Origin of the sequence: Archangium violaceum Cb vi76 (assembly GCF_000733295.1) — a bacterium.
Lineage (GTDB): Bacteria > Myxococcota > Myxococcia > Myxococcales > Myxococcaceae > Archangium > Archangium violaceum.
The window spans coordinates 34,818-55,587 of the sequence record NZ_JPMI01000056.1 but is presented as its reverse complement, the minus strand read 5'-3'; the positions used below and the strand labels follow the sequence as shown (position 1 = coordinate 55,587).

Genomic DNA, 20,770 nt, shown 5'->3' with positions numbered 1-20,770 from the left:
TGAGGGTGCCTGGACCCGTTCTTCAACCCGTGGGCCACAGTGGGGACAGGGGGTTCAACCCAGGATGCGTGGCACCCTCACCCCGTCCCTCTCCCGAGGGGAGAGGGGAAATTGGCCACGGGAAATGGCCGCGGATCAGAGCTGGATGTCCTCCTGGCCCTGTGCCGACCCGCCCCGCTCGGGTTTCCGCGGAGCGGGCTCCTCGTTCTCCGGCAGCGGCTCCACGTCTGGCAGCGACTTGGGATCGAAGGGAACGGTCTCCGGAGCCGGCTCGAGCGCGGGGCCGAGCAGGTTGATGACGGGATGATCCGGAATCTCCACCTTCAACGTGGTGAACGTCCACGCCTCCTCGCCGTCCTTCTTGTGGCCCTCGCCGTACAGGGTGCCGCTGGCCTTGGGGCCCTTCACGCCCACGGCGAAGCGGGCCGAGCTCCCGTCATTCCCGGTGTACATGTTGTACTGCTGGGGTATCGCGCTCGACTCGATGGGCTCACCGAGCGCCTCGCGTACCTCCAGTGACTGCTTCGCCTGCGTCACCGCGTCCACGAGGACGCCCGTGCCCCGCAGCGACTGCCAGGCCGTGGCGCTGAAGAGCAGGGCGCCCAGGCACCCACAGGACAGCAGCAGCCCCAGACAGCCCGAGGGTACCGCCCACTTCCAGTTGCGGCTCCACCAGCCCGGTTGGGGGACCAGTTGCCCCTCTGTCGTCGTGTTCATGAAATTCCCGTCTCCTCGCGCCACCGGGCGGGCGGCGCACCCCTCGTCATAGCGGTTACCGAGTGGTCGACAACAGGGCCAGCGAGCGGGCCGCGTTCCTGGCCCGGGAGGCCGTGACCGGGTAGCATCCCACCCATTTCGTCGAGGACAGGCGGGGTGAGAGCCTGGTGAGCACGCGCGGGGATGACGTGATGGATGTGGTGCCGCGTCTCCACCCGGAGGCGGGGCTCCAGCGGGTCGGAGACCGGATGCTGGCGGTGGGCCCCGATGACACCCTGCACACGTTCGAGGACGAGGGCGGCGAGGTGTCCGAGGTGGCCGAGCGCATCCTCGAGCTGGTCGATGGGTGTCGGACGGTGGGCGACATCGTGGCCGTGCTGTGTGAGGAATTCGAGGTGGAGCCGGTGCGATGCCGTGAGGACACGGTCTCCTTCGTGAGGCTCCTGGTGGACAAGAAGGTGCTGGTGCTCGGGCCGTGAGCCCGGGCAGGCCGGAACCAGCACAGCGAGAGGCGACTCATGCATCGAGTGGGATGGCAGTGGCTTCTGGCGGCGTGTGCGCTGTGGGTGGCGGGGTGTACGTGCGGCACGCCGCCGGTGGAATCCGAGCTGACGGTGGCTTTCACGCAGCCCGTGGACGGCCAGCGGCTGGCCCAGGGGGATGACGCGGACCCGGTGGCCGCGGGCTTCCAGTACGACGTGGTGGCGGAGGCCACGGACTCGTCGGGCCGGGCGGTGACGCTGACCCGGGCGAAGCTGGAAGTGCAGATGCCGGGAGAGCCCTCGTGGCGCGAGACGACGGTCGCGTTCATCGACGGGGGCCGGGTGAGCTTCCCCTCGGTGACGCTGCCGGGGCGCACCAACGTGCTGCGCATCACGGTGGAGGAGGCGGGCTCCAAGCGCACGGCCACGCACAGCCAGAGCGTGACGGTGGGCGGGGAGACATGGAGCGTGGACATCTCCGGCCCCGCCGAGGGCCAGGTGCTGCGCGAGTCGGATGACGCGGACCCGGCCACGCCGGGCTACCAGGTGCGGTTCACGCTGCGCAGCAGCGGGCTGGCGGGCCGGCCGGGCACGCTGTACTGCGGCAATGCCTGCGGGATTCCCACGGCGGACTTCACGGTGGCGCCAGGCGGTGTCACCGAGGTGCCGGTGACGCTCACCGAGGCCGCGTGCGAGGCGCAGGTGGCCGAGTGCTACGCGGTGGTGCGCTATGGCGACCAGGACGTGGCGAGCTCCAAGCGCAGCTTCACCCTGGACTCGGTGGCGCCGCGCGTGGAGCTGTCCTCGCCCGTGGCGCCCGTGCCCTCCTCGACCTTCACGGTGGAGGCGGTGGTGGGCTGCTGCGAGGACGGCACGGTGGCCACGCTGTCCCGCGAGGGCCAGACGCCGCTGTCCGCGAAGGTGTCCGGTGGTGTCGTCTCCTTCCCGGAGGTGGTGGTGCCCACGGGAGGTGTGTACCCCTACACGCTGCGGGTGACGGACTCCGGTGGCAATCCGGTGGAGCGGCCCTTCGACGTGGTGGTGTCGCCCACGCCGTATGCCGTCGGGCTCTCCACGCCGTCGTCCGTGGTGGACGTGGATGGTGACCCCACCAACGGCATCCAGGTGGACGTCACCGCGACGACGAGCGCGAGCGATCCGGCGACGGTCATCGAGTTCTCCACGACCGTGACGAGCACGCCCGGCACGCCGGTGCGGGTGGCCACCGCGACGGCGGAGGGGGGCGGACGTATCGCCACCTGGCGCGTCTCGCTCGCCGAGGGCAGCAATGCCGTGCAGGCCTGCGTGCGCAATCCCGCGCTGCCGCCCTCGTGCAAGAGCGCGACGGTGAATGTGAGCACCGGGCGCGCCGCCTGCCGCATCGTCTCGCCCCTGCCGGGCGTGGCGGTGTCGGACCCGGCCCTGTCCGTGCGCGTGGAGACGAGCACGGGTCCGGTCACGGTCCGTCTACGGAATTCGTCTGATGAGGAGACGCGGACGACGGGGAGCGTGACGGGTGGCAGTGCCCAGGTGTCGGTGGCGCTCGGCGCGGATGGCATCTACCAGCTCGTCGCCGACTGCGGGACGCTCGGGGTGAGCCAGGCGCTCACCGTGACGCGGGACACCGTGAGCCCCGAGGTGCTGGTGTCCGTCTCCAGCGAGGACGGTGGGAGTGGCGTGCTGGGCACCCAGACGCGCGACACCTCCGCGCTGCCGGGCACGCAGGTCATCGTCTCCGCCCGCACCGAGCCCTTCGCCACGGTGGCCGTCACGGGCTGCGATCCGGGCAACAACGTGCGTGCGGAAGCGGATGCCTCCGGACTCGCCCTGCTGCGTGAGGTGACGGTGCCCGCGACAGGCGCGTGCACGCTGTCCGTCAGGGTCACGGATGCCGCTGGCAACAGCACCACGCGGACGAAGGCGCTGACGCTCGGCCTCACGGGCGCGCACCTGGCCATCGTCGCCCCCGCCGCGGGCAAGGCCCTGGGCGCCGCGGATGGCACGGTCCGCTCCGGTGGTGGACTCACGGTGGACGTGCGCGTGTCGGTGTCCGCCGGCAGCGCCGGACAGCTCAAGCTCTTCCTGGGCTCGCGAGAGGTGGGCTCCCTGCCGGTCACCGCCTCGGACACCGCTCAGGAGAAGGTCTTCTCCGGTGTGGAGCTGAACGAGGGCGCCAACCCCCTGCGGGCCACGCTCGTCAGTGCCACGGGTGTGTCGGCCTGCGCCACGGAGCTGCTCACCGTGGACACCGCGACGCGCGCCCTGACGCTCGTGCTCCCCTCGCGCACGGCGTCCACCATGAACCTGGGCTCGGATCGCAATCCGGATGTCGTCGGCATCCAGGCGCCCTTGCAGTACTCGCTGTCGGGCTCCGCGGTGGGCAAGCGCGTGGACATCTGCACGAGCATCCCCCTGGCGACCGGGGCCACGCCCTGCCGGGATGGCTCGGGCTTTTTCACGCTCGTTTCCGACGTGCCCGCCTTCGTGGCGGACTTCACCTACCCGGATGGGGAATACGCCCTCAAGGCGGTCCTGGATGACGCGAGCTTCACGGAGACGGCCTCGGTCTCCCTGGTGGTGGACTCGGTCCGGCCGCGCGTTACCCTCCTGAGCCTCGAGAACGATGCCAATGGGGACGCGGTGCTCAACCTGGCTGAGCAGCCCACGGGCGCTCCGGTCCTCACCGCCTCCGTCACGGGACTGGAGGACGGGCGCATGGTGCAGGTGCGGGAAGTGGGCGGAGTGACGCTCCTCGGGCAGGCGCCGGTGTCGGGCGGGGTCGCGCACGTGGCCCTCACCAGCCTGCCGCCGGGCTCGGTGGAGGCGAGCTACTCCTTGGTGGCGACCGTCACCGACCAGGCGGGTAACTCCAACAAGCTCTCCAGCCCCACGCCGCTGGACCCGCTCAACCTCGCGGCCTTCACCTCGTTCCGCCTGGACCGCCGCGCACCGGCCCTCGATATCGTCTCGCCCGGCAAGGTGGTCCTCGGCCCCGGTGATGACGCGGATCCCTCTCCGGGCTACCAACTCCTCCTCTCCGCCGTGACGAGCGCGGACGTGGATTCCGGGGGCGTGAAGGTGAATCTCACGCCGCTCAACGAGACCCGGACGAGTATACCCGTGGCACTGAAGGTCTCGGAGCTGTTCACGGTTCCGGCCACGGGGACCACGGCCTATACGTTCAACCTCCAGGCCACGGATGAGGCGGGCAATACGGCGTCCACCTCTCGGACCGTGACGGTGGACTTCGAGCCGCCCGGACTGACGCCAGAGGCTCCGACTCCCGAGCCCGGGGCGGTGCTGGACTCGTCCATCGTGTCGCTGCGCGCCAAGGTGACCGGTGCGGAGGGGAGGACGGTCCGCATCCACAGCGTCCCGAAGGATGGGAGCACGCCCTCGCTGATCGGCTCGCCCGTCGTGGGTAGTGACGGAGTGGCCGCCGTGACCACGAACCTGTTGTTCGGCGTCCAGGACATCCGCTTCGAGGTGAGCGACCTGGCGGGCAACGTCACCACCGTCACCGTGGAGAACGTCGAGGTCACCCTGGTGGGGTGCGACCAACGCTTCACGAAGCCCTCGGGGACCGCGGTCACCCTGGCGCGAAAGGATGACCTGCAGCCGACGGTGGCGGGCCTGCAGTACCGCATCGAGGGTGTGACGGGAGCCTGCAAGGGGCGGCAGGTCCGTCTGTTCCGCGATTCGGCCACGACGCCCGAGGCCACGGCCACGGCGGATGCGGCCACCGGTGTCTTCGGGTTCAACGTCACGCTCCCGGATGGGGCGACGACGGCCCTGCGCCTCGAGATGGATGACGGGGCGACAGTCACCTCCGTCAGCACCAGCATCTCCGTGGACCTCACGCCCCCCGTCTTCAAGAGCGTGGTGCCGGCCCCGACGACGCTCTTCTACGTGGCGGACACGAACGAGGCCTTGTTCCGTTCGTCCAAGCCCTCCAACTACCTCGCCGATCTTTCCCCGGAGGGGGACGCCGAGGCGGAGCTCTCCCTGCAGGTCACCGGCGCGCTCAACGGCGCGGTCCGCGTGCGCTACAGGGGAGAGGAGTTGGTGAAGCCCGAGGTGGTGGTGGACTCGGATGACAAGTCGCTCGTGCTGCCCATCACCCTGCCACACGACACGACGGGCACCCTGGAGATCATCGCTCGGGATGCGAACGGCAACGAGACGATCCGCAACGCCACGGTCACCGTGGATGTCCGGACCCCAGCGGCTCCGGTGGCGACGGCCAGTCTGGTACCAGGGGCCGAGCGCACCGCCTCGGTCGCGGTCAACTGGAGCGCGGTGGGGGATGATGGAGCGACGGGGGTGGCCAGCGCGTACGACGTGCGCTGGACGACGCCCGTGGCCCAGGCCGGTGGCATCACCACGGATGCCATCTTCTTCTCCAACAAGGTGAAGCAGGCCACCGGCTCGACGCTGCCGTCCTCCGCGACCTCCGTCACGCTCACGCCGCTGCCGTCGCTGACCTCCTACTCCATCCAGGTCCGCGCTCGCGACGAGGTGGGCAACTACAGCCGCATCGCCGCACCACTCTCCGTGGACAACTTCCTGCGCGGCCGCGATGTGACGAATCCGGGCGCGGGTACCCACTTCGGCTTCCTCGTGGGGGCCGGCGATCTGGATGGTCTGCCCGGGGATGACCTGGTGGTCGCCAACTACAGCCTGAGCGGCAACCGGGGCGCGGTGTACGTGTACTCGGGGACGGACGTGTTCCCCTCGGGAGGTGGCGCATCCGTTGTCACCCGGACCCTGCTTCCGCCAGATACGGCGGCGCAATTCTTCGGCTACGACTTTGGCATCGGCAATGCCGGAGACGCGGCGGGGGAGGGCAAGGCCGATCTTCTCGTTGGCGCACCGGCCTGGAGCGGCAGTCGCGGCCGGGCCTTCCTCTACTTCGGCCGCACCGGAACGGACGGAGGCGTGGACCCGTCGCCCATCGAGTTCCGTGCGACCACTGGCACCGCCGGATTGTTCGGCATCACGGCGCGCATCATCGGGGACAGCAACAATGACGGTCTCGGGGAGGTGGCCATCAGCGCCCCCTACGAGAGCAGCAACGTGGGCCGGGTGTACCTCTTCTACGGCCGGACCCGGGCGCAGTGGGAGGCGCTGCGGGTCGATGCCACTTCGGGCGGGGCCTGCACCGTGAGCAGCACGGGTTGCTATATCCCCGCGGCGAGCGCGGATCGCATCTTCATGGGGGAGACGCCCGTCCCCTCCAACCAGAGCGCTACTTTCGGCCGTGCGCGGGCGCTGCTCTCGCTGGGGGACATCACGGGGGATGGCTACGGGGAGTTCCTGCTGCCGGCCTCGCGCGATACGTTGAACAAGGCCTACGTCCACTCGGGCAAGGTGGTGCTCGACACGGCGGGCCCCGGCCCCATCTCCACCAGTTCTACCCTCCAGACCCTGACCCGCTCCCCGGGAACGGACGGCAACCGCTTCGACGGATTCGGCACCGAGGGGTGTGGCGGAGTGAACCTGCTCGGGGGCTCGGGGCTCGATCTGGTGCTCAGCCATCCCGTGATGGATCAGCTCTTCCTGTTCGCGGATGGCACGACGACGGGCTTCTCCCCCGCTCCGACGCTGACCATCCAGGGGAGCGGCAACTTCGGGAATGGGTTGGCCTGCACCGATTTCAATGGAGACGGCCGGCTCGATCTCGTGGCCGGAACGAACTCCTCCTCGGGCAACTCGGTCTGGGTCCTCTACAACCAGGGGGTGCCGGGTTCGGAGTTCGACAGGGCGGTGGGTGGTTTCAATCAGGGCCGGGTGTCGGGTGGCAAGGCCCTGGGAATCAGCGTGACGGCGGGAGACTTCAACGGTGATGGACGACCGGACATCGCGGCGGGAGACAACCTGGACCCGGCGGGCGCCCGGGTGCGAATCTGGTATTAGGAGGAGGCGATGACGACCAGCGAATCCAAGAAGCAGAAGCGGCCCTATCGGCGTCCGGTGATCCGCTCGGAGAGGATCCTGGTGGCCAATCTCTTCGCCTCGAAGGACCCGGGACAGGGCTGTGCTCCCTTCTGCCCTCCCGGTGCTGAGTCATCGCCAGATGGCGATTGAGGTACGGGTAGGGGAGGGCGTCATCGAGGTGGAGGACGGGCTCGTTCCACTGCTCGAACAGCGGTGCGTCTGGTCCCACCTCCAGCCCTCCGGGCGGGCGGGCTCTCCCCGGGTGTACCTGAGTGCCCATCCCGCGTCCCCCGAAGCCGCTGCCCGGGGTTTCCTCCTGGATGCCCAGCGGCCGGTGTGGGGCTCCGTGGAGGTGGAGGCGGAGCGGGTGGTGGCGCACATCCCTCCGGACCCCTTCGCGGCGGAGGCGGCGCTCCGGGCGGCGGTGCTGGTGAGCGTGCTGCGCCAGGGCGGCCTGCTGCTCCATGCGGCGGCGGTGGCCTTCTCCGGAAACGCGCTGGCCGTCGTGGGCCCGAGTGGCGCGGGCAAGTCCACGCTGGCGCGCAACGCGGTGGCGGCGGGAGGCGCGCTGCTGTCGGACGAGACGGTGGGGCTGCTGCCCTCGGGCGAGGTGTATGGGAGTCCGTTCCGCTCGGATGCGGACCTGGTGCCCACGTGCGCGGCGGCGCGGCTGGCGCGCATCGTCTGGGTGGTGAAGGGCCCGGCCGAGTCGGTCAGTCCCGTGGAGGCCCCGGAAGCGGTGCGCCTCCTGCTGCAACAGGCCTACCGGCCGCCTCCGGGAACGGTGTCGCGCCCGGAGCTGACGGCGCGAGCGGCGGCGCTGGCCGGGCGTGTGGGCCTGTTCCGCTTCACCTGCCGCAAGTCGCCGGACGCGGGACGCTTCGCGCGGGACTTCGTGGAGGCGGCGTGACGTCCATGGCCGTGGGGCAGGTGCTGCGCCAGCTCCCGGAGGGCAGGACGCTCTGGGTGCGAGGGCTGGGCCGCAGCATGTGGCCGCTGTTGCGCAGTGGCGACTCCATCCAGGTGCTCCGGTGCGCGGTGGAGGCGGTGGCGCTGGGAGACCTCGCCGTGCTGCTCCGGGCGGATGGCGGGTTGACCGCGCACCTCGTGACGGGGACGTCCCCGGTGCGCACCGCCTCGTTGCTGGGACGGGAGGATCCTTCCGCCGAGCTGCTCGGCCGGGTCATCCGCGTGCGGACGCGGGGCGTGGAGGTGCCCGTGCCCGTGCTCGCGCGCCCGTGGCTGCGTGCCGCGCAGCGCCTGGGCACCACGGCCTTCCGCAACCCCGTGTCGCGAGGCGCCGTGCGGCTGGCGCGTGCGTGGGGAACGTCCGCGTGGACGAGGCCCGCGCGAGCCCGGTGGCTGGGCGCGTGGACGGTGCGCCCGCTGTGTCCCGCCGAGGCGCACGTCCTGCTCGTCTTCGCGGGGCACCACCTGCCCCACGCGGCGGCGGAGCTGGGCGCGGAGCTCGCCCGGGGCGCGGGGCTGGTGATGGGCGCCTTCGATGCGAGGGGCCGGCTCCGGGGCTTCGTGTACGCGGAGGAGGGGAGCGCGCGGGAGCGGTGGCTCCTGGTGGCTCCCATGGCTCGAGGGCTCGGAGTGGACGGAGCGCTCCTGCGGGAGCTCGCCCGGGAGGCGAGGGCTCGGGGCTGGGAGGCGCCGTCTCCCCCATTGCATCGGTCCGGTGGGTAGGCCAAAAGCAGCCCTCGTGAGCAGCACTCCGGCACTGACGCAGACGACGGGAGCTCCGTCCCACCCGGAAGCCCGGGCGCGCCTCCGGGCGGACGGGGCCCTGGCCCTCATCACCGCCTTCTGGGGCATCACCTTCGTGGTGGTGAAGGGGGCGCTCAGCCATGGAGACCCCTTCTCCTTCCTCGCGCTGCGCTTCAGCATCGGCGCGCTGGCGCTCACGGCCATCGCCCGGCGGGAGATGTTCGTCCCCCAGACGCTGCGCCGGGGACTGCTGATGGGCGTCTTCCTCTTCCTCGGCTTCGCCCTACAGACGGTGGGCCTGGTGTCCACCACGCCCTCGCGCTCGGCCTTCATCACCGGGCTGTACGTGGTGCTCGTCCCGGTGCTGGGGCTGCTCCTCTTCCGGCGGGTGCCGCGCATCTCCTCGTGGGTGGGCGTGGCGCTGGCGGCGGTGGGCATGCGCTACCTCACCGGCGCGGAGCTGGACGCGGGGCAGGGGCTCTCCCGGGGCGACTGGCTGACGCTGGGCTGCGCGCTGGCCTACGCCTTCCACATCCTCCTCACCGAGCGGTACGCGCCGAAGTCGGGCGTGGTGGCGCTCGTGGGGGTGCAGCTGTGGGTGGTGTCGCTGCTGTCCGTGCTCTGCCTGCCCTTCGCCGGGGCGCGGGTGGAGTGGACGCCGTCCTTCGTGGGCGCGGCGGCCTTCTGTGGCCTCTTCGCCAGCGCGTTGGCCATCTGCATCCAGACGTGGGCGCAGGCCCGCACCACCGCGGTGCGCGTGGCGCTCATCTGCTCCATGGAGCCCGTCTTCGCTGGCGTGTACTCGGTGGCGCTCGGCTACGAGACGCTCGGCCCGCGCGAGTGGATAGGCGGAGGCCTCATCGTCCTGGGGGTGTTGGTGGCCGAGCTCGGAGGCCATCTCTGGGACAAGGTGCGCGCGCGCACGGCCCCCCGGCTGCCGGACGCCCCGGCCAGCGAGTAGGGCGAGAAGACGTGCATGCCCGCCGGGAAGCGCTATACCCGGCGCTTCTCATGAGCGTCGAGCTGCGAAGGAACGGACTGCACCTGACGGGGACGCCGCTGTCCCTGGACGCGAAGCGCAAGTCCCCGCTGTCCTTCGTCAGTCACGCGCACGCGGACCACATCGCCCGGCACGAGCGCACCATCGCCACCGCCGCCACGCTGCGGCTCATGGCGCACCGCTTGGGCACCCTCAACGCACCGCTGGCCGTGCCCTATGGCCGCCCCTTCGCGCTGGGCTCGCTCACCCTGGAGTTGTTGCCCGCGGGCCATGTCCTCGGCAGCGCGCAGATTCGCGTCACCCGCGAGGACGGCAAGCGCATCGTCTACACGGGGGACATCAGCCTCGCGCCCTCGCTCACCGCCGAGCCCACGCAGGTGGCCGAGTGCGACGTGCTCGTCATCGAGTCCACCTTCGGGCACCCGCGCTACGTCTTCCCGCCGCGTGAGGAGGTGCTGGGGCAGGTGGAGTCCTGGGTGCGCCGTCACCTGGAGCGTGGCGCGGTGCCGGTGCTGCTGGCCTATGCGCTGGGCAAGGCCCAGGAGGCGATGAAGTACCTGGCGGACCGCGGCTTCTCGCTGGTGGCCCACCCCTCCATCTACGAGGTGACGAAGCTCTACGGCGAGCTCGGTGTCCCCATCGAGCCGCTGCGGCGCTACGAGGGCCGTGTGGAGCCGGGCGAGGTGCTCTTCTTCCCGCCGCACCTCAATCGGGGTGGAGCGCTCGCTCCGCTCTGGCCGCGTGCCACCGCCGTGCTCACCGGCTGGGCGGTGGATGGGGCCGGAGCCACGCGGCGCTATGGCGCGGACGTGGCCTTCCCGCTCTCGGACCATGCGGATTGTCCCTCGCTGGTGCGCTACGCGAAGGCCACCGGGGCCCGGGACGTCATCACCCTGCACGGTTTCGCCGAGGAGCTGGCCGAGGTGCTGCGCGGGCACGGCCTGGATGCGCGTGCGCTCGGCGCGCCCAAGCAGCTCTCGCTCCTCTGAGCCCCGCAAAGTCCGAACGGGGATACGGTGCCGTGCCGTATCCCCGTCCGGTACAACTGAGGGGGGGTACTACTGGGGAAGTACTTATACTACGAGTCCGTGTGGGACTCTTCCGTTTTCTGAGGAGCCGCTAACTAGGGCACCGTGATGGAGGCCGAGGTCAGCACGAAGGCCTTCGACTGGTCCGTGCCCGAGCCGATGGTGACGGAGGCCGGGATGCCGGGGTTGGTGGTGAAGCTCAGGCCCTCGGGGCCCACGAAGCTCAGCTCGTAGTTGCCGGGGACGAGGAACTTGAAGCTGGCCTCGTACACGCCGTCACCGTTGGCGTCCGTCAGGGCGAGCTCCTCGGCGGCGGGCTCGGCGGCGCCATCGGCGGCGGGCTCGGTGCTGCGGAGCGTGGCGCGGAAGGCGCCGAGCGTCAGGGGCACGCCGTCCACGGTGGGCAGGCTCACCCCCTCGTCCTGGGCCAGCGTCACGTTCACGCTGCCGCTGAAGACGATCTCCGCGCCCTTGATGACCGGCTTCATCACCCACTTGTCGCCCTGGCCGCGGTCCTTGCCGAAGCTCTGCGACACGTCGAAGTCCACCAGGATGACCTTCTGCTCGCCGGCGACCTCCACCGCGTCACCCTCGAACTTCACCTTCACGCCGGAGGAGCTGAAGCTCGGCGTCTGGAGGATGCCGGAGACGGTGGCGCCCTCGGGCAGGCCCGCGTAGTCGTTGGAGGTGGCGAAGATGGCCGTGCTGCCGTCCTCCTGCTCCACCTCGATGTACGCGCCGGAGATGACGAAGCGCAGCTCGGAGTAGCGGCCCTCGGGGACGATGGCGTCCTTGACGATGTCCTTCGTGTCGTTGGCCAGCGTCAGCAGGTTGGTGGTGGTGGCCTCGTCGCTGAGGACCACGCGGCCGCCCTCACCCTGGAGGTAGACCTCGGAGATGGTGACGACGGCGGCCTTGAAGTCGCCCGGGGCGTCGGTGAGCTTGATGGTGACGCTGCCCTGGTTGCCGCAGCCGTTGGTGACCAGTCCGAAGGCCAGCGCGAACAGGCTGAGCGTGAGAAGCTGGAGGCGTTTCATGGAAGAGGACTCCGGGGTGGGATGAAGGAACTCATGAGCCCGAGGGCTCACGTGTCCTCCCCAAAGCACCCGGCGTGCCGTGCTCCCGGGCCCCGGATTCCGGCCACTTGCGTGACCCGGGACCGGGGGGGTGTACCAGCTGGGACAGGGGGAGTGTCCCGGACCGTTCACTCCCCCCGTCCACGGGCGCCCGTCACGCCTCCCTGTCACACCTTCATGACGCGCCCCGTCACCCGCCGCTCACTCGTCCGCGGGAGACTGGACGATGAGCTTCTCCTTGCCGCACACGTCGCAGCGCAGGTGGACGAAGAGATCGTCCTCGCTCTCCTCGGGCACCTCGCCCTCGGGCACGCCCAGCTCGGCCTTGGCCAGCGCGGCCACCTTGCGGGGGATGTCGTCCGCGCGCAGGGCCTGCACGTACGACATCTCGCGGTCGTGGCACTCGCGCGTCTCGGGGCCGGAGAGCCAGGCCGGCTCCATGCCCTCGGGCAGACGGCCGAGGAGCTCCAGGTGGTTGAGGGACTCGGCCAGGTAGGCCAGGCGGCGCAGCCGGGCCTCCTCGGGCAGGGCGGAGAACACCTGGAAGCCCTCGAGCAGGGCCTGCCGGTCCTCGCCGGTGGCCAGCTGCGCCAGCTCCATGGAGGACTCGGCGGACTCCAGGGCCTCCTCCCAGTTGTTGTCCGGGTTGAAGCCGGCCTCCAGCAGCGCGGTGTACAGCTGCGTGGCGGCGAGCCGGCGGCGCACCTCGTGCGTGTGCTCCACCACCTCCTGGGGCAGCCGCAGCTCCAGGAGCGCGCCGGTGGTGCGAGGATCCACCGAGCCGGTGAGGTCATCCACCGCCAGCTCCTCGCGCAGGGAGTCCTTGAGCACCTTGGCCGCGGAGAAGCGGAAGGAGGGCACCACGCCCACCTCGCGCAGGTACATGGCGGCGAGGTTGGAGTCCTTGGCGCCCATGCGCAGCGAGCGCTGGGCGCGCTCCACCGCGCCGGGGTCCGCCGCGGGCTTCTTGTTCTCCAGCCGCGTCTTCACCGCCTCGCGGTAGAGCGTCTCCAGGGAGCTGCCCGGGGGCATGCGCGAGGGGAGCAGGGGGCGCAGGCCGGCCACGTCCAGCACCCAGAGCGGGGGAGCGCCCAGGCGCTTGAGGGCGCGGAAGAAGAGCTGGCCCGGGTTGTCCTGGGGCTTGAAGGGCGGCGGCTCGCCCTCGCCGGGCTGTTGCTGCTGCTCGGTGGAGGGGGCGAGCAGGGCGCCCGGGCCCATCACCTTGTCGCGCTGCTCGCGGGTGAAGGCGGTGATGCCCTGCACCGGCGGGGGCGGGGGAGGGGGGGCCTCCTCTCCGTCCAGGCCGGTGACGCGGTCCATGTCCACCTCGTCGAAGTCGGCCTCCTCCAGGCCCCTGGCGCCGGTGAAGTCGCAGCGCAGGAGCTTGAGCTTCTCGAAGGTGGCGCCTTCCAGGTTGGCGCCCCGGAAGTCGCAGTCCTGGAGGCGGCCGCCGTGGAAGTAGGCGTTGGAAAGGTCCGTATCACGGAAGTTCACCTTGGACAGGTCGCAGCGCTCCCACTCGCTGCCCACCAGTCCCAGTCCGGACAGGTCCGCATTGGCGGAGAAGAGCTGCGCGAAGGTCGCGCCCGTGTGCTCGGTGGGCACCTTGCCCGACTTGCGCAGGCGGTTCCACTCGGCGCTTCCGTTCTGCAGGAGCTGTTCAATCGTGGGGGCTTTCGGCATGGACCCGAATTTATCGGTGTGGTGAGGTCCGGGCGCCAGTCAAATGATCGAGTTCCGAATCGAGGAAGACAGCGCGGGCATGCGGTTGGACAAGTTCCTCCGCAAGAAGCTCGCGAACGTGCCCACCTCCCACCTCTTCAAGATGATTCGCGTGAAGAAGGTCCGGGTGAACGGCAAACGCGCCCAGCCAGAGCAGCCCCTGGCGGCCGGCGACACCATTTCCATCCGGGGGACCGAGGAGCAGCTCCTCGCCCCCGCCGCCCCCGAGGAGCGCAAACCCCCACCCCCTCCCCCCGTGGACCCCAGCGAGCTGGTCATCCTCTTCGAGGACGACTGGATGATGGCCGTGGACAAGCCCAGTGGGATGGCCGTCCACACCGGCAGCGGCATCACCGGGGGCACGCTGGTGGACTATGTGCGCGCCTACCTGGGGCCCAAGGCGGTGAGAAACGACTTCGCCGCCAGCCCCGCTCACCGGCTGGACAGGGAGACGAGCGGCGTCATCCTCGTGGCCAAGCGCCGTCCGGCGATGGTTCACTTCACGGAACTCTTCACCAACGGACATCCCCGCAAGAGGTATCTGACACTGGTCAAAGGCCGGATGCCGAAGGACTCGGGGGTCATTAACCTCCCGCTCGCCGAACACCAGCAGACGGCCGAGTCCAAGGCCCGTCGCGGGGTGAACATGCAGGAGGCCGTCACTCGATGGAAGGTCATCAAGCAATCGGGCGAGGTAGCCCTCCTCTCCTGCGTCATCGAGACCGGACGCACTCATCAGATAAGAAGGCATCTGACCGCCATTGGACACCCGGTGGCCGGGGACAAGAAATACGGTGACTTCGGTTTCAACAGGGATGTGCGGGCCCGTTGGGGGCTCAAACGCCTGTTCCTGCATGCCGAGTTCATAGAGTTTCCCCACCCGGCTCACGGGGGCAAGGTGGCGGTGGAGGCGAAGATGCCCCCGGAGTTGAAGGACGTGCTCAAGCGCGCCGCGCTGGAACCCTCATGAGTCAGAATCCCGAGAAGACCGATCGCTCCGAGTCGAAGCTGGTGCTCGACGGTGTTCCGCCCAAGCGCCCCATCTGGGTGCGCCTGCTGAAGTTCGCCGCCTGGGCCACGTTGACGGGCGCAACCGCGGCGGTGGTGGCGGTGGCCGGCGTGTACTACCACTACTCCCAGGGGCTGCCGGACATCCCCAAGGTGGACCAGTACTGGCCGCCCATCGTCACCGAGGTCTACACCGATGACGCGGTGCTGGCCGGTGAGTTCTACCACCACCGGCGCAAGGTGGTGCCCTACGAGCGCATCCCCAAGCGGCTGGTGCAGGCCTTCATCGCCAGCGAGGACTCCAGCTTCTTCGACCATTACGGCGTGGACGTGCTGGGCACGGCGCGCGCGGCCACCAAGACGATCCGCAAGAAGCTGGGCCTGGGCGGCAGCGTGCAGGGTGGCTCCACCCTGACGCAGCAGACGGCGAAGGCCGTGCTCATCGCCGCCGAGGGCTACGAGAGCGCCACGGCGAAGAACCTCACGCGCAAGATTCGCGAGGCCATCCTCGCCCGGCGCCTGGAGGAGGCGCTGACGAAGGAGGAGATCCTCTACCTCTACCTGAACAACGTCTTCCTCGGGCACCACAGCTACGGCGTGCAGAGCGCGGCGGAGAACTACTACCGCAAGGACGTGCGCGACCTGACCCTGGGGGAGATGACGCTGATCGCCGGCCTGCCGCAGGCGCCCAGCCGCTACTCGCCCTTCAAGAAGCCGGAGGCGGCGAAGAAGCGCCGCTCGTACGTGCTGCGCCGCATGTTCGACGAGGGGATGATCACCGCGCAGGAGCGCGAGCAGGCCGATGCCGAGCCGGTGAACGTGTACCCGGTGGAGGACGTCTTCCACGAGTTCGCGCCGTACTTCACCGAGCAGGTGCGCCGGGACGTGGTGGACCGCTACACGAACAAGACGCTGCTCAATGATGGCCTGAAGGTCTTCGCCACCATGGACAGCGAGCGCCAGCGCGCGGCGCAGGAGTCGGTGCTCGAGGGGCTGATGGCCATCGACAAGCGCCAGGGCTTCCGCGGGCCGGTGAAGCAGCTGACCACGGAGCAGGAGCGCAAGGAGTTCATCGACAATTCGATGAAGGCCATGGGCAACGAGCCGCTCCAGGAGAACAAGCTGTACGTGGCCCGGGTGACGAAGGTGGAGCCCGAGGGCGTGGAGGTGCAGGTGGGTCCGCACAAGGGCCTGCTGCCGCTGCTGGGCATGCGCTGGGCGCGCAAGGTGAACCCCGAGGGCTACTACCCGGGGCTGATGCTCACCTCCGCCAGGAAGGTGCTCAACGTGGATGACGTCATCGTCGTGCGCCACGTGGTGAAGAAGGAGCTCACGGACGACAACGTCCAGTTCGATCGGAAGATGGACAAGGAGATCCCCGAGGGCGTGCCGCTCTTCCGGCTGGAGCAGGAGCCGCAGCTGCAGAGCGCGCTGGTGTCCATCGACCCGCACCGCCAGTACCTCACGGCGATGGTGGGCGGCTACGACTTCGACGCCAACGAGTTCAACCGCGCCTTCCAGGCGTGCCGTCAGCCGGGCAGCTCCTTCAAGCCGCTGGTGTACTCGGCCGCGCTGGAGCAGCTGGGGTGGACGGGCGCCACCATCATCGTGGACTCGCCCATCGTCGAGCACGATCCGGAGAACGGCGTCGCGTGGAAGCCGGACAACTACAGCGACGAGTTCCTCGGGGACGTGCTGCTGCGCACGGCGCTGGTGAACTCGATGAACATCCCCGCGGTGAAGACGTTCGCGGCGGTGGGCGTGAAGAACATGGCCGAGTGGAGCACGCGGCTGGGCCTCACCACGCCGATGAACCAGGACTTCTCGGCGGCGCTGGGCTCCTCGTGCGTGTACCCGTACGACCTGGCCAACGTGTACGCCGTCTTCAACCGCTACGGCCGCAAGAAGCCCACGTACTTCATCCGCAAGATTGAAGACCGCTTCGGCCGCACGCTGGAGGACCACACGGCGTACGACGACGCGTGGGCACCGCTCCAGGACCGGGTGGCCGCCGGCTACGCCCGCCTGTTCGAGCCGGGCGAGCAGGTGATGAGCCCCGAGACGGGCTTCATCACGACGTCGCTCTTGCGCGGCGTGGTGGCGGAGGGCACGGGTGGCCCCGCGCAGAAGCTGGGCAAGCCGGCTGCGGGCAAGACGGGGACCACCAACGACTCGTTCGACACGTGGTTCGCCGGCTTCACGCGGGACCTGGTGACGGTGACGTGGGTGGGCTACGACAAGAACGAGCACCCGCTGGGCCGCTACGAGACGGGTGGCCGCGCGTCGCTGCCCATCTGGCTCAACTACATGAAGCCGGCGCTGGCGGCGCGTCCCCAGTCCGAGTTCTGGCCGCCCGAGTGGCTGCGCGACAACATGCGGCTGCTGCGCATCGACAAGAAGACGGGGAAGATCGCCTCGTCCGGGACGAAGGACGCCACCAACATCTGGTTCAAGAAGGGCACGCAGCCCGAGGATGTGGCGCCGGAGAAGGGCGCCGTGGGCGTGCAGGACTTCATCATGGGCGCGCCGTAGTCCCCGGCGCGCTCCGGGACCGCCGTGTGCCTCAGCGCGCCTTGCGCATGGCGGCGTCGAAGATGGCGTTGGGCAGTTGCTTCAGCAGGCCCATGACGCTGGCCATCTGCCAGGGGAAGGCGTACTGGGCGTCCCCTCGCACGATGGCCTTCGCCATCAGCTCCACGGCCTCCTCCGTCTCGAGGAGGAAGGGCATCTGGAACTTGTTCTGGGCCGTCATCTCGCTCTTCACGAAGCCGGGGTAGAGGCAGGTGACGTTGACGCCGGTGCCCCGCAGGTCCACGCGCAGGCTCTCCATGAAGGTGTGGAGGAAGGCCTTGGAGGCGGAGTAGGCGGCGTTGCGCGGCAGGCCACGGAAGGCGGCGAGGCTGGCCACGCCCACCACGTGACCGCGCTTGCGCTCCACCATCTGCGGAAGCACGGCGCTCAGGGTGGCGGCGGCACCGGTGACGTTGACGTCGATGACCTTCTTCACCGTGTCCCATTTGATGCGCTTGCCGGACGTCTCCTGGCCGAAGCCGGCGTTGGCGATGATGAGATCCAACCCGCCGCAGGCGGCGTCCAGCTCGCGGATGCGGGCGAGGGTGTTGTCCGCGTCGGCCACGTCGAGCTCCACGGGCTCGACGGAGGCGTTGGCGGCACGGGCCTCGTTGGCGAGCGCCTCCAGGTTCTCGCGGCGCCGGGCCGCGGCGTAGACCTTGACGCCCCGCCGGGCGAACCAGAGCGCCATCCCGCGTCCCAGGCCACTCGAGGCTCCCGTCACCAGCGCCGTGCGATAGCTCAACTCCGCCATGTGTCTTTCCTCCGGATGTGCGGGCGACTTCCTGCCACGGAATGGGAGGGTGTGGGGAAGGAAAACGACGCGGTGCGGCATGGTGATGGCAGGCGGCCCTCCGGGCGCTCGGCCCACGCTTCACCCCGGGGGCTGGCGGTCAGCGGAGAGCGGTCATGCCGCCGAGCGAAACCTCTCGCACATCTCCACCGTGAGGAGACTGCGCCCCACGGGGACCTCGAGCGCCGTTATCGGTGAAGAGCGAGAGGAGGACGAGACATGGCTTGGAACACGGCTACGGGAGGGATGATCGCCGCGGAGGCTCCGATCTCGGAGCGGATGGCGTTCATCCGGAAGACGTACCTCCACCTGGGAGGCGCGGTGCTGGCCTTCATCGCGTTGGAGGCGGCGCTGATCAACTCATCGCTGGCGCAGCCGCTCGTGCGGACGATGCTCGGCGGGCGGATGAGCTGGCTGATCGTCCTGGGCGCCTTCATGGTCGTGGGGTGGGTGGCGGACCGGTGGGCGCGGTCCGCGAGTTCCCCGGCCATGCAATACCTCGGGCTCGGGCTCTACGTGGTGGCGGAAGCCATCATCATGTTGCCGCTGCTGTACATGGCCGCCTACTTCTCCGGGGACCCGAACATCATCGCCAAGGCGGGAGTGCTCACGGGGCTCGTCTTCGTGGGATTGACGGGGACGGTCTTCATCACCCGGCGTGACTTCTCGTGGTTGCGTCCCGCGCTGATGGTCGCCGGGTTCGCGGCCCTGGGGCTGATCGTCGTGTCGCTCCTCTTCGGCTTCACGCTGGGGACGCTCTTCGCGGCGGTGATGGTCGTGGTCGCGGCGGGGTACATCCTCTACTACACGTCCAACGTGCTGCATCACTACCCGGTGGGCTCGCACGTGGCGGCGGCGTTGACCCTGTTCTCCTCGGTGGCGCTGCTGTTCTGGTACATCCTGCGGATCTTCATGGACCGGCGCTGAACCTCGCTTCCAGCGGGAGGAAGACCACGCCATCCAATCCCAGGCGCTGGCACGCATCGACGAAGCGCCCGGTGCAGATGTTGACGTTCGAGTAGTCCTCCAACCGGAACAGGTCGAGGTGCTCGGGAAGGGTGGAGGCGTCCAGAATGGGAGGCTTTGGGAGGGGGTGTTTCAGATGGCCACAGCGGGGACAGGGAGGTTGAGGATTGGGGGGCAGGCAGTCGAGGTGTATGCGGCCCACGGGGAGGAGCTCCAGCTCGAGCAATTCGGGCGAGTTGCGCTGGCGGAAGCGCAGGGCGGTTGGGCAGCCCTTGAGTCCTCTGAGTCCCTCGGCCTGGAGCTTGTTCAGGGCCTCACGTTGAACCAGCAGAATCGCGGAGAAGTCCGTGAACAGTGGCCCGAAACGGCCCTGGGCCTTGCCCTCGAACGGGCCGAACCCCGCTCCTGGCTCCAGCCGTGCACCTGGAGGCAGCAGGGGCCGTACCAGCTCGCAAAGCCGCTCGTACTCCTCGATGGGTTCGGCCCGAGGGGTTTCGAAATCTGCCAGTGAGATGATCGGCGTCAAGTCAACCGAAGGGTATGCGTCGGCGCCGCCACTCCATGCGTCTTGACACACGGGGCAACGGACGCCCGGTAGCCCCCATCTGTGCACGGCATCTACAGAGCCCGTGTAACCCGTGGACCTGTCTTCTCGAATACGGAAGTAGTTCATACGGTAGGGTGGATGCTGGGGTCGCGCAGGCGGTCAGCAGCAGCACGAGGATCGGGAGCAGGAGCGCATGCGGCCCAGCGTAGTCGTGCGAGGCCGGCCTGCTCCATCTCCGTGCCTCTAACGCTGCACGATGCTCTGTGCCGACTTGATGGCCTGCTCCTGCGCGGCGGACGTGTCGAGCTTCACCACGTGCGGCACGGTCAGTCCGTTCTGGGCCGCGGGCCGCTGCTCGATGGCCGCCAGCCAGCGTTGTAGGTTCGGCAGCCCGTCGTTGGCAGGAGAGTCGCGGCAGTCGCCACGAGCAGTGCGGACGGGAACGAGGACGAGCAGCGCATCAAGCGTCATGGCTGTGTCGCTGCCACTTCCACGGGTTGGAAGACCACGCCATCCAACCCCAGACGCTGGCACGCATCGGCAAAGCGGCCGGTGCAGATGTTGACGTTGCAGTAGTCCCCCAGCCGGAACAGGTCGAGGTGCTCGGGAAGGGTGGAGGCGTCCAGTATCAGGACATCCGGGAGGGGGTGCATCAGGCGGCCACAGCGGGGACAGGGGGGTTGAGGGGTGGGGGGCAGGCACTTGGGATGCACTCGGCCCACGGGGAGGAGCTCCAACTCGAGCAGCTCGGGCGAGTTGCGCTGGCGGAAGCGGAGGGCAGTAGGGCAGCCCTTGATGCCCTGGAGTCCCTCTGCCTGGAGCTTGTTCAGGGCCTCGCGCTGAATCAACAGCACCTCGTCGAAGTACATGAACAATTGCCCGAAACTGCCCTGGGCCTTGCCCTCGAGCGGTCCGAATCCCGCTCCTGGCTCCAATTGCGCACCTGGCGGCAGGAGGGGACGTACCAGCTCGCACATCCGTTCATATTCTTCGATGGGTTCGGCCCGGGATGTCTCGAAGTCGGCGAGCGCGGTGATCGGCGTCAAATCAACCGAAGGATACACGTTGGCGCCGCCACTCCAGCTGTCCTGACACAAGGGGCAGTAGACGCCTGGAAGGCCCCATTTGTGTGAGGCATCAACATAGCCCGTGTAGCCTGCGGACCTGTCTTCCTGAATGATGAAATAGTCCATATGCGTGGTTTCGGCGC

The 20,770-nt window shown here is 69.2% G+C and carries 17 protein-coding genes; 10 read left to right on the top strand and 7 right to left on the bottom strand.

What is annotated here, in order from left to right:
• Positions 1–135: 135 nt before the first annotated feature.
• Positions 136–717 carry a cytochrome c oxidase assembly factor Coa1 family protein gene (locus Q664_RS09705; protein ID WP_052517903.1) on the bottom strand — a complete coding sequence of 194 codons (582 nt, stop codon included), beginning with the start codon at positions 715–717 and terminating at the stop codon, positions 136–138.
• Between the two features lie 167 nt (positions 718–884).
• On the opposite strand from Q664_RS09705, the gene Q664_RS09700 reads away from it, so the two are divergent.
• The 7 genes from Q664_RS09700 to Q664_RS09675 are packed head-to-tail and all read left to right on the top strand — an operon-like array spanning position 885 to position 10,838.
• Positions 885–1,196, top strand: a complete 312-nt coding sequence (locus Q664_RS09700; protein ID WP_235216630.1) for a PqqD family protein — start codon at positions 885–887, stop codon at positions 1,194–1,196.
• Between the two features lie 39 nt (positions 1,197–1,235).
• On the top strand, positions 1,236–7,115 hold the full coding sequence (locus Q664_RS09695) for an FG-GAP-like repeat-containing protein (RefSeq protein WP_052517901.1): 5,880 nt from the start codon (positions 1,236–1,238) through the stop codon (positions 7,113–7,115).
• 9 nt (positions 7,116–7,124) lie between these two features.
• The gene (locus tag Q664_RS58930; RefSeq protein ID WP_160174371.1) at positions 7,125–7,286 is read left to right on the top strand and encodes a hypothetical protein; all 162 of its coding nucleotides are present in this window, start codon (positions 7,125–7,127) and stop codon (positions 7,284–7,286) included.
• Positions 7,276–8,046: a hypothetical protein gene (locus Q664_RS09690; protein WP_043392544.1), complete on the top strand. Its 771-nt coding sequence runs from the start codon at positions 7,276–7,278 to the stop codon at positions 8,044–8,046. Before Q664_RS58930 ends, Q664_RS09690 begins: the two co-directional genes overlap by 11 nt.
• Positions 8,043–8,828 (top strand): hypothetical protein, encoded by a 786-nt coding sequence (locus Q664_RS60720; RefSeq protein ID WP_052517900.1) that lies wholly within the window; start codon positions 8,043–8,045, stop codon positions 8,826–8,828. Before Q664_RS09690 ends, Q664_RS60720 begins: the two co-directional genes overlap by 4 nt.
• A 16-nt stretch (positions 8,829–8,844) precedes the next feature.
• Positions 8,845–9,810 (top strand): DMT family transporter, encoded by a 966-nt coding sequence (locus Q664_RS09680; RefSeq protein ID WP_235216629.1) that lies wholly within the window; start codon positions 8,845–8,847, stop codon positions 9,808–9,810.
• Between the two features lie 50 nt (positions 9,811–9,860).
• Entirely contained in the window at positions 9,861–10,838 is a 978-nt protein-coding gene (locus tag Q664_RS09675) for an MBL fold metallo-hydrolase (RefSeq protein WP_043392542.1), read from the top strand.
• A 134-nt stretch (positions 10,839–10,972) separates the two neighbouring features.
• Here Q664_RS09675 and Q664_RS09670 read toward each other — a convergent pair whose 3' ends face one another.
• Together Q664_RS09670 and Q664_RS09665 are read right to left on the bottom strand one after the other, a co-directional pair.
• Positions 10,973–11,914, bottom strand: coding sequence for a DUF4382 domain-containing protein (locus Q664_RS09670; RefSeq protein ID WP_043392539.1), 942 nt, complete (start codon positions 11,912–11,914; stop codon positions 10,973–10,975).
• A gap of 240 nt (positions 11,915–12,154) precedes the next feature.
• Positions 12,155–13,636, bottom strand: a complete 1,482-nt coding sequence (locus Q664_RS09665) for a pentapeptide repeat-containing protein (protein WP_052517899.1) — start codon at positions 13,634–13,636, stop codon at positions 12,155–12,157.
• A gap of 43 nt (positions 13,637–13,679) precedes the next feature.
• Between Q664_RS09665 and Q664_RS09660 the strand changes: the two genes are divergently transcribed.
• Positions 13,680–14,645, top strand: a complete 966-nt coding sequence (locus tag Q664_RS09660) for an RluA family pseudouridine synthase (protein WP_043392533.1) — start codon at positions 13,680–13,682, stop codon at positions 14,643–14,645.
• On the top strand, positions 14,642–17,215 hold the full coding sequence (locus Q664_RS09655) for a penicillin-binding protein 1A (protein WP_043392530.1): 2,574 nt from the start codon (positions 14,642–14,644) through the stop codon (positions 17,213–17,215). Before Q664_RS09660 ends, Q664_RS09655 begins: the two co-directional genes overlap by 4 nt.
• Before the next feature lie 31 nt (positions 17,216–17,246).
• Here the strand turns inward: Q664_RS09655 and Q664_RS09650 are convergent, their stop codons facing one another.
• The gene (locus Q664_RS09650; protein WP_043392527.1) at positions 17,247–18,008 is read right to left on the bottom strand and encodes an SDR family NAD(P)-dependent oxidoreductase; all 762 of its coding nucleotides are present in this window, start codon (positions 18,006–18,008) and stop codon (positions 17,247–17,249) included.
• 258 nt (positions 18,009–18,266) lie between these two features.
• Here Q664_RS09650 and Q664_RS09645 point away from each other — a divergent pair, with 258 nt between their 5' ends.
• Positions 18,267–18,974, top strand: a complete 708-nt coding sequence (locus Q664_RS09645) for a Bax inhibitor-1/YccA family protein (RefSeq protein WP_052517898.1) — start codon at positions 18,267–18,269, stop codon at positions 18,972–18,974.
• On the opposite strand, the gene sitI6 (Q664_RS09640) is transcribed toward Q664_RS09645, so the two are convergent.
• From sitI6 (Q664_RS09640) to sitI6 (Q664_RS09630), 3 genes are all read right to left on the bottom strand, one after another.
• Positions 18,958–19,686, bottom strand: coding sequence for a SitI6 family double-CXXCG motif immunity protein (gene sitI6 / locus Q664_RS09640; protein WP_043392520.1), 729 nt, complete (start codon positions 19,684–19,686; stop codon positions 18,958–18,960). The genes Q664_RS09645 and sitI6 (Q664_RS09640) overlap by 17 nt on opposite strands.
• Before the next feature lie 117 nt (positions 19,687–19,803).
• The gene (locus Q664_RS09635; protein ID WP_043392518.1) at positions 19,804–20,031 is read right to left on the bottom strand and encodes a hypothetical protein; all 228 of its coding nucleotides are present in this window, start codon (positions 20,029–20,031) and stop codon (positions 19,804–19,806) included.
• Positions 20,028–20,753 carry a SitI6 family double-CXXCG motif immunity protein gene (gene sitI6, locus Q664_RS09630; RefSeq protein WP_043392516.1) on the bottom strand — a complete coding sequence of 242 codons (726 nt, stop codon included), beginning with the start codon at positions 20,751–20,753 and terminating at the stop codon, positions 20,028–20,030. The genes Q664_RS09635 and sitI6 (Q664_RS09630) overlap by 4 nt, the downstream gene beginning before the upstream one ends.
• Between the last annotated feature and the right edge of the window lie 17 nt (positions 20,754–20,770).

Bases quoted from the DNA above. Each gene is read 5' to 3' on its own strand.
- Q664_RS09690 (WP_043392544.1), top strand. From the start codon at position 7,276: ATGGCGATTGAGGTACGGGTAGGGGAGGGCGTCATCGAGGTGGAGGAC.
- Q664_RS09655 (WP_043392530.1), top strand. From the start codon at position 14,642: ATGAGTCAGAATCCCGAGAAGACCGATCGCTCCGAGTCGAAGCTGGTG.
- Q664_RS09645 (WP_052517898.1), top strand. From the start codon at position 18,267: ATGGCTTGGAACACGGCTACGGGAGGGATGATCGCCGCGGAGGCTCCG.
- Q664_RS09675 (WP_043392542.1), top strand. From the start codon at position 9,861: ATGAGCGTCGAGCTGCGAAGGAACGGACTGCACCTGACGGGGACGCCG.
- Q664_RS09665 (WP_052517899.1), bottom strand. From the start codon at position 13,636: ATGCCGAAAGCCCCCACGATTGAACAGCTCCTGCAGAACGGAAGCGCC.
- Q664_RS09695 (WP_052517901.1), top strand. From the start codon at position 1,236: ATGCATCGAGTGGGATGGCAGTGGCTTCTGGCGGCGTGTGCGCTGTGG.
- Q664_RS09670 (WP_043392539.1), bottom strand. From the start codon at position 11,914: ATGAAACGCCTCCAGCTTCTCACGCTCAGCCTGTTCGCGCTGGCCTTC.
- Q664_RS09650 (WP_043392527.1), bottom strand. From the start codon at position 18,008: ATGGCGGAGTTGAGCTATCGCACGGCGCTGGTGACGGGAGCCTCGAGT.
- Q664_RS09705 (WP_052517903.1), bottom strand. From the start codon at position 717: ATGAACACGACGACAGAGGGGCAACTGGTCCCCCAACCGGGCTGGTGG.
- Q664_RS58930 (WP_160174371.1), top strand. From the start codon at position 7,125: ATGACGACCAGCGAATCCAAGAAGCAGAAGCGGCCCTATCGGCGTCCG.
- Q664_RS09635 (WP_043392518.1), bottom strand. From the start codon at position 20,031: ATGACGCTTGATGCGCTGCTCGTCCTCGTTCCCGTCCGCACTGCTCGT.
- sitI6 (WP_043392520.1), bottom strand. From the start codon at position 19,686: ATGAACTACTTCCGTATTCGAGAAGACAGGTCCACGGGTTACACGGGC.
- Q664_RS09660 (WP_043392533.1), top strand. From the start codon at position 13,680: ATGATCGAGTTCCGAATCGAGGAAGACAGCGCGGGCATGCGGTTGGAC.
- sitI6 (WP_043392516.1), bottom strand. From the start codon at position 20,753: ATGGACTATTTCATCATTCAGGAAGACAGGTCCGCAGGCTACACGGGC.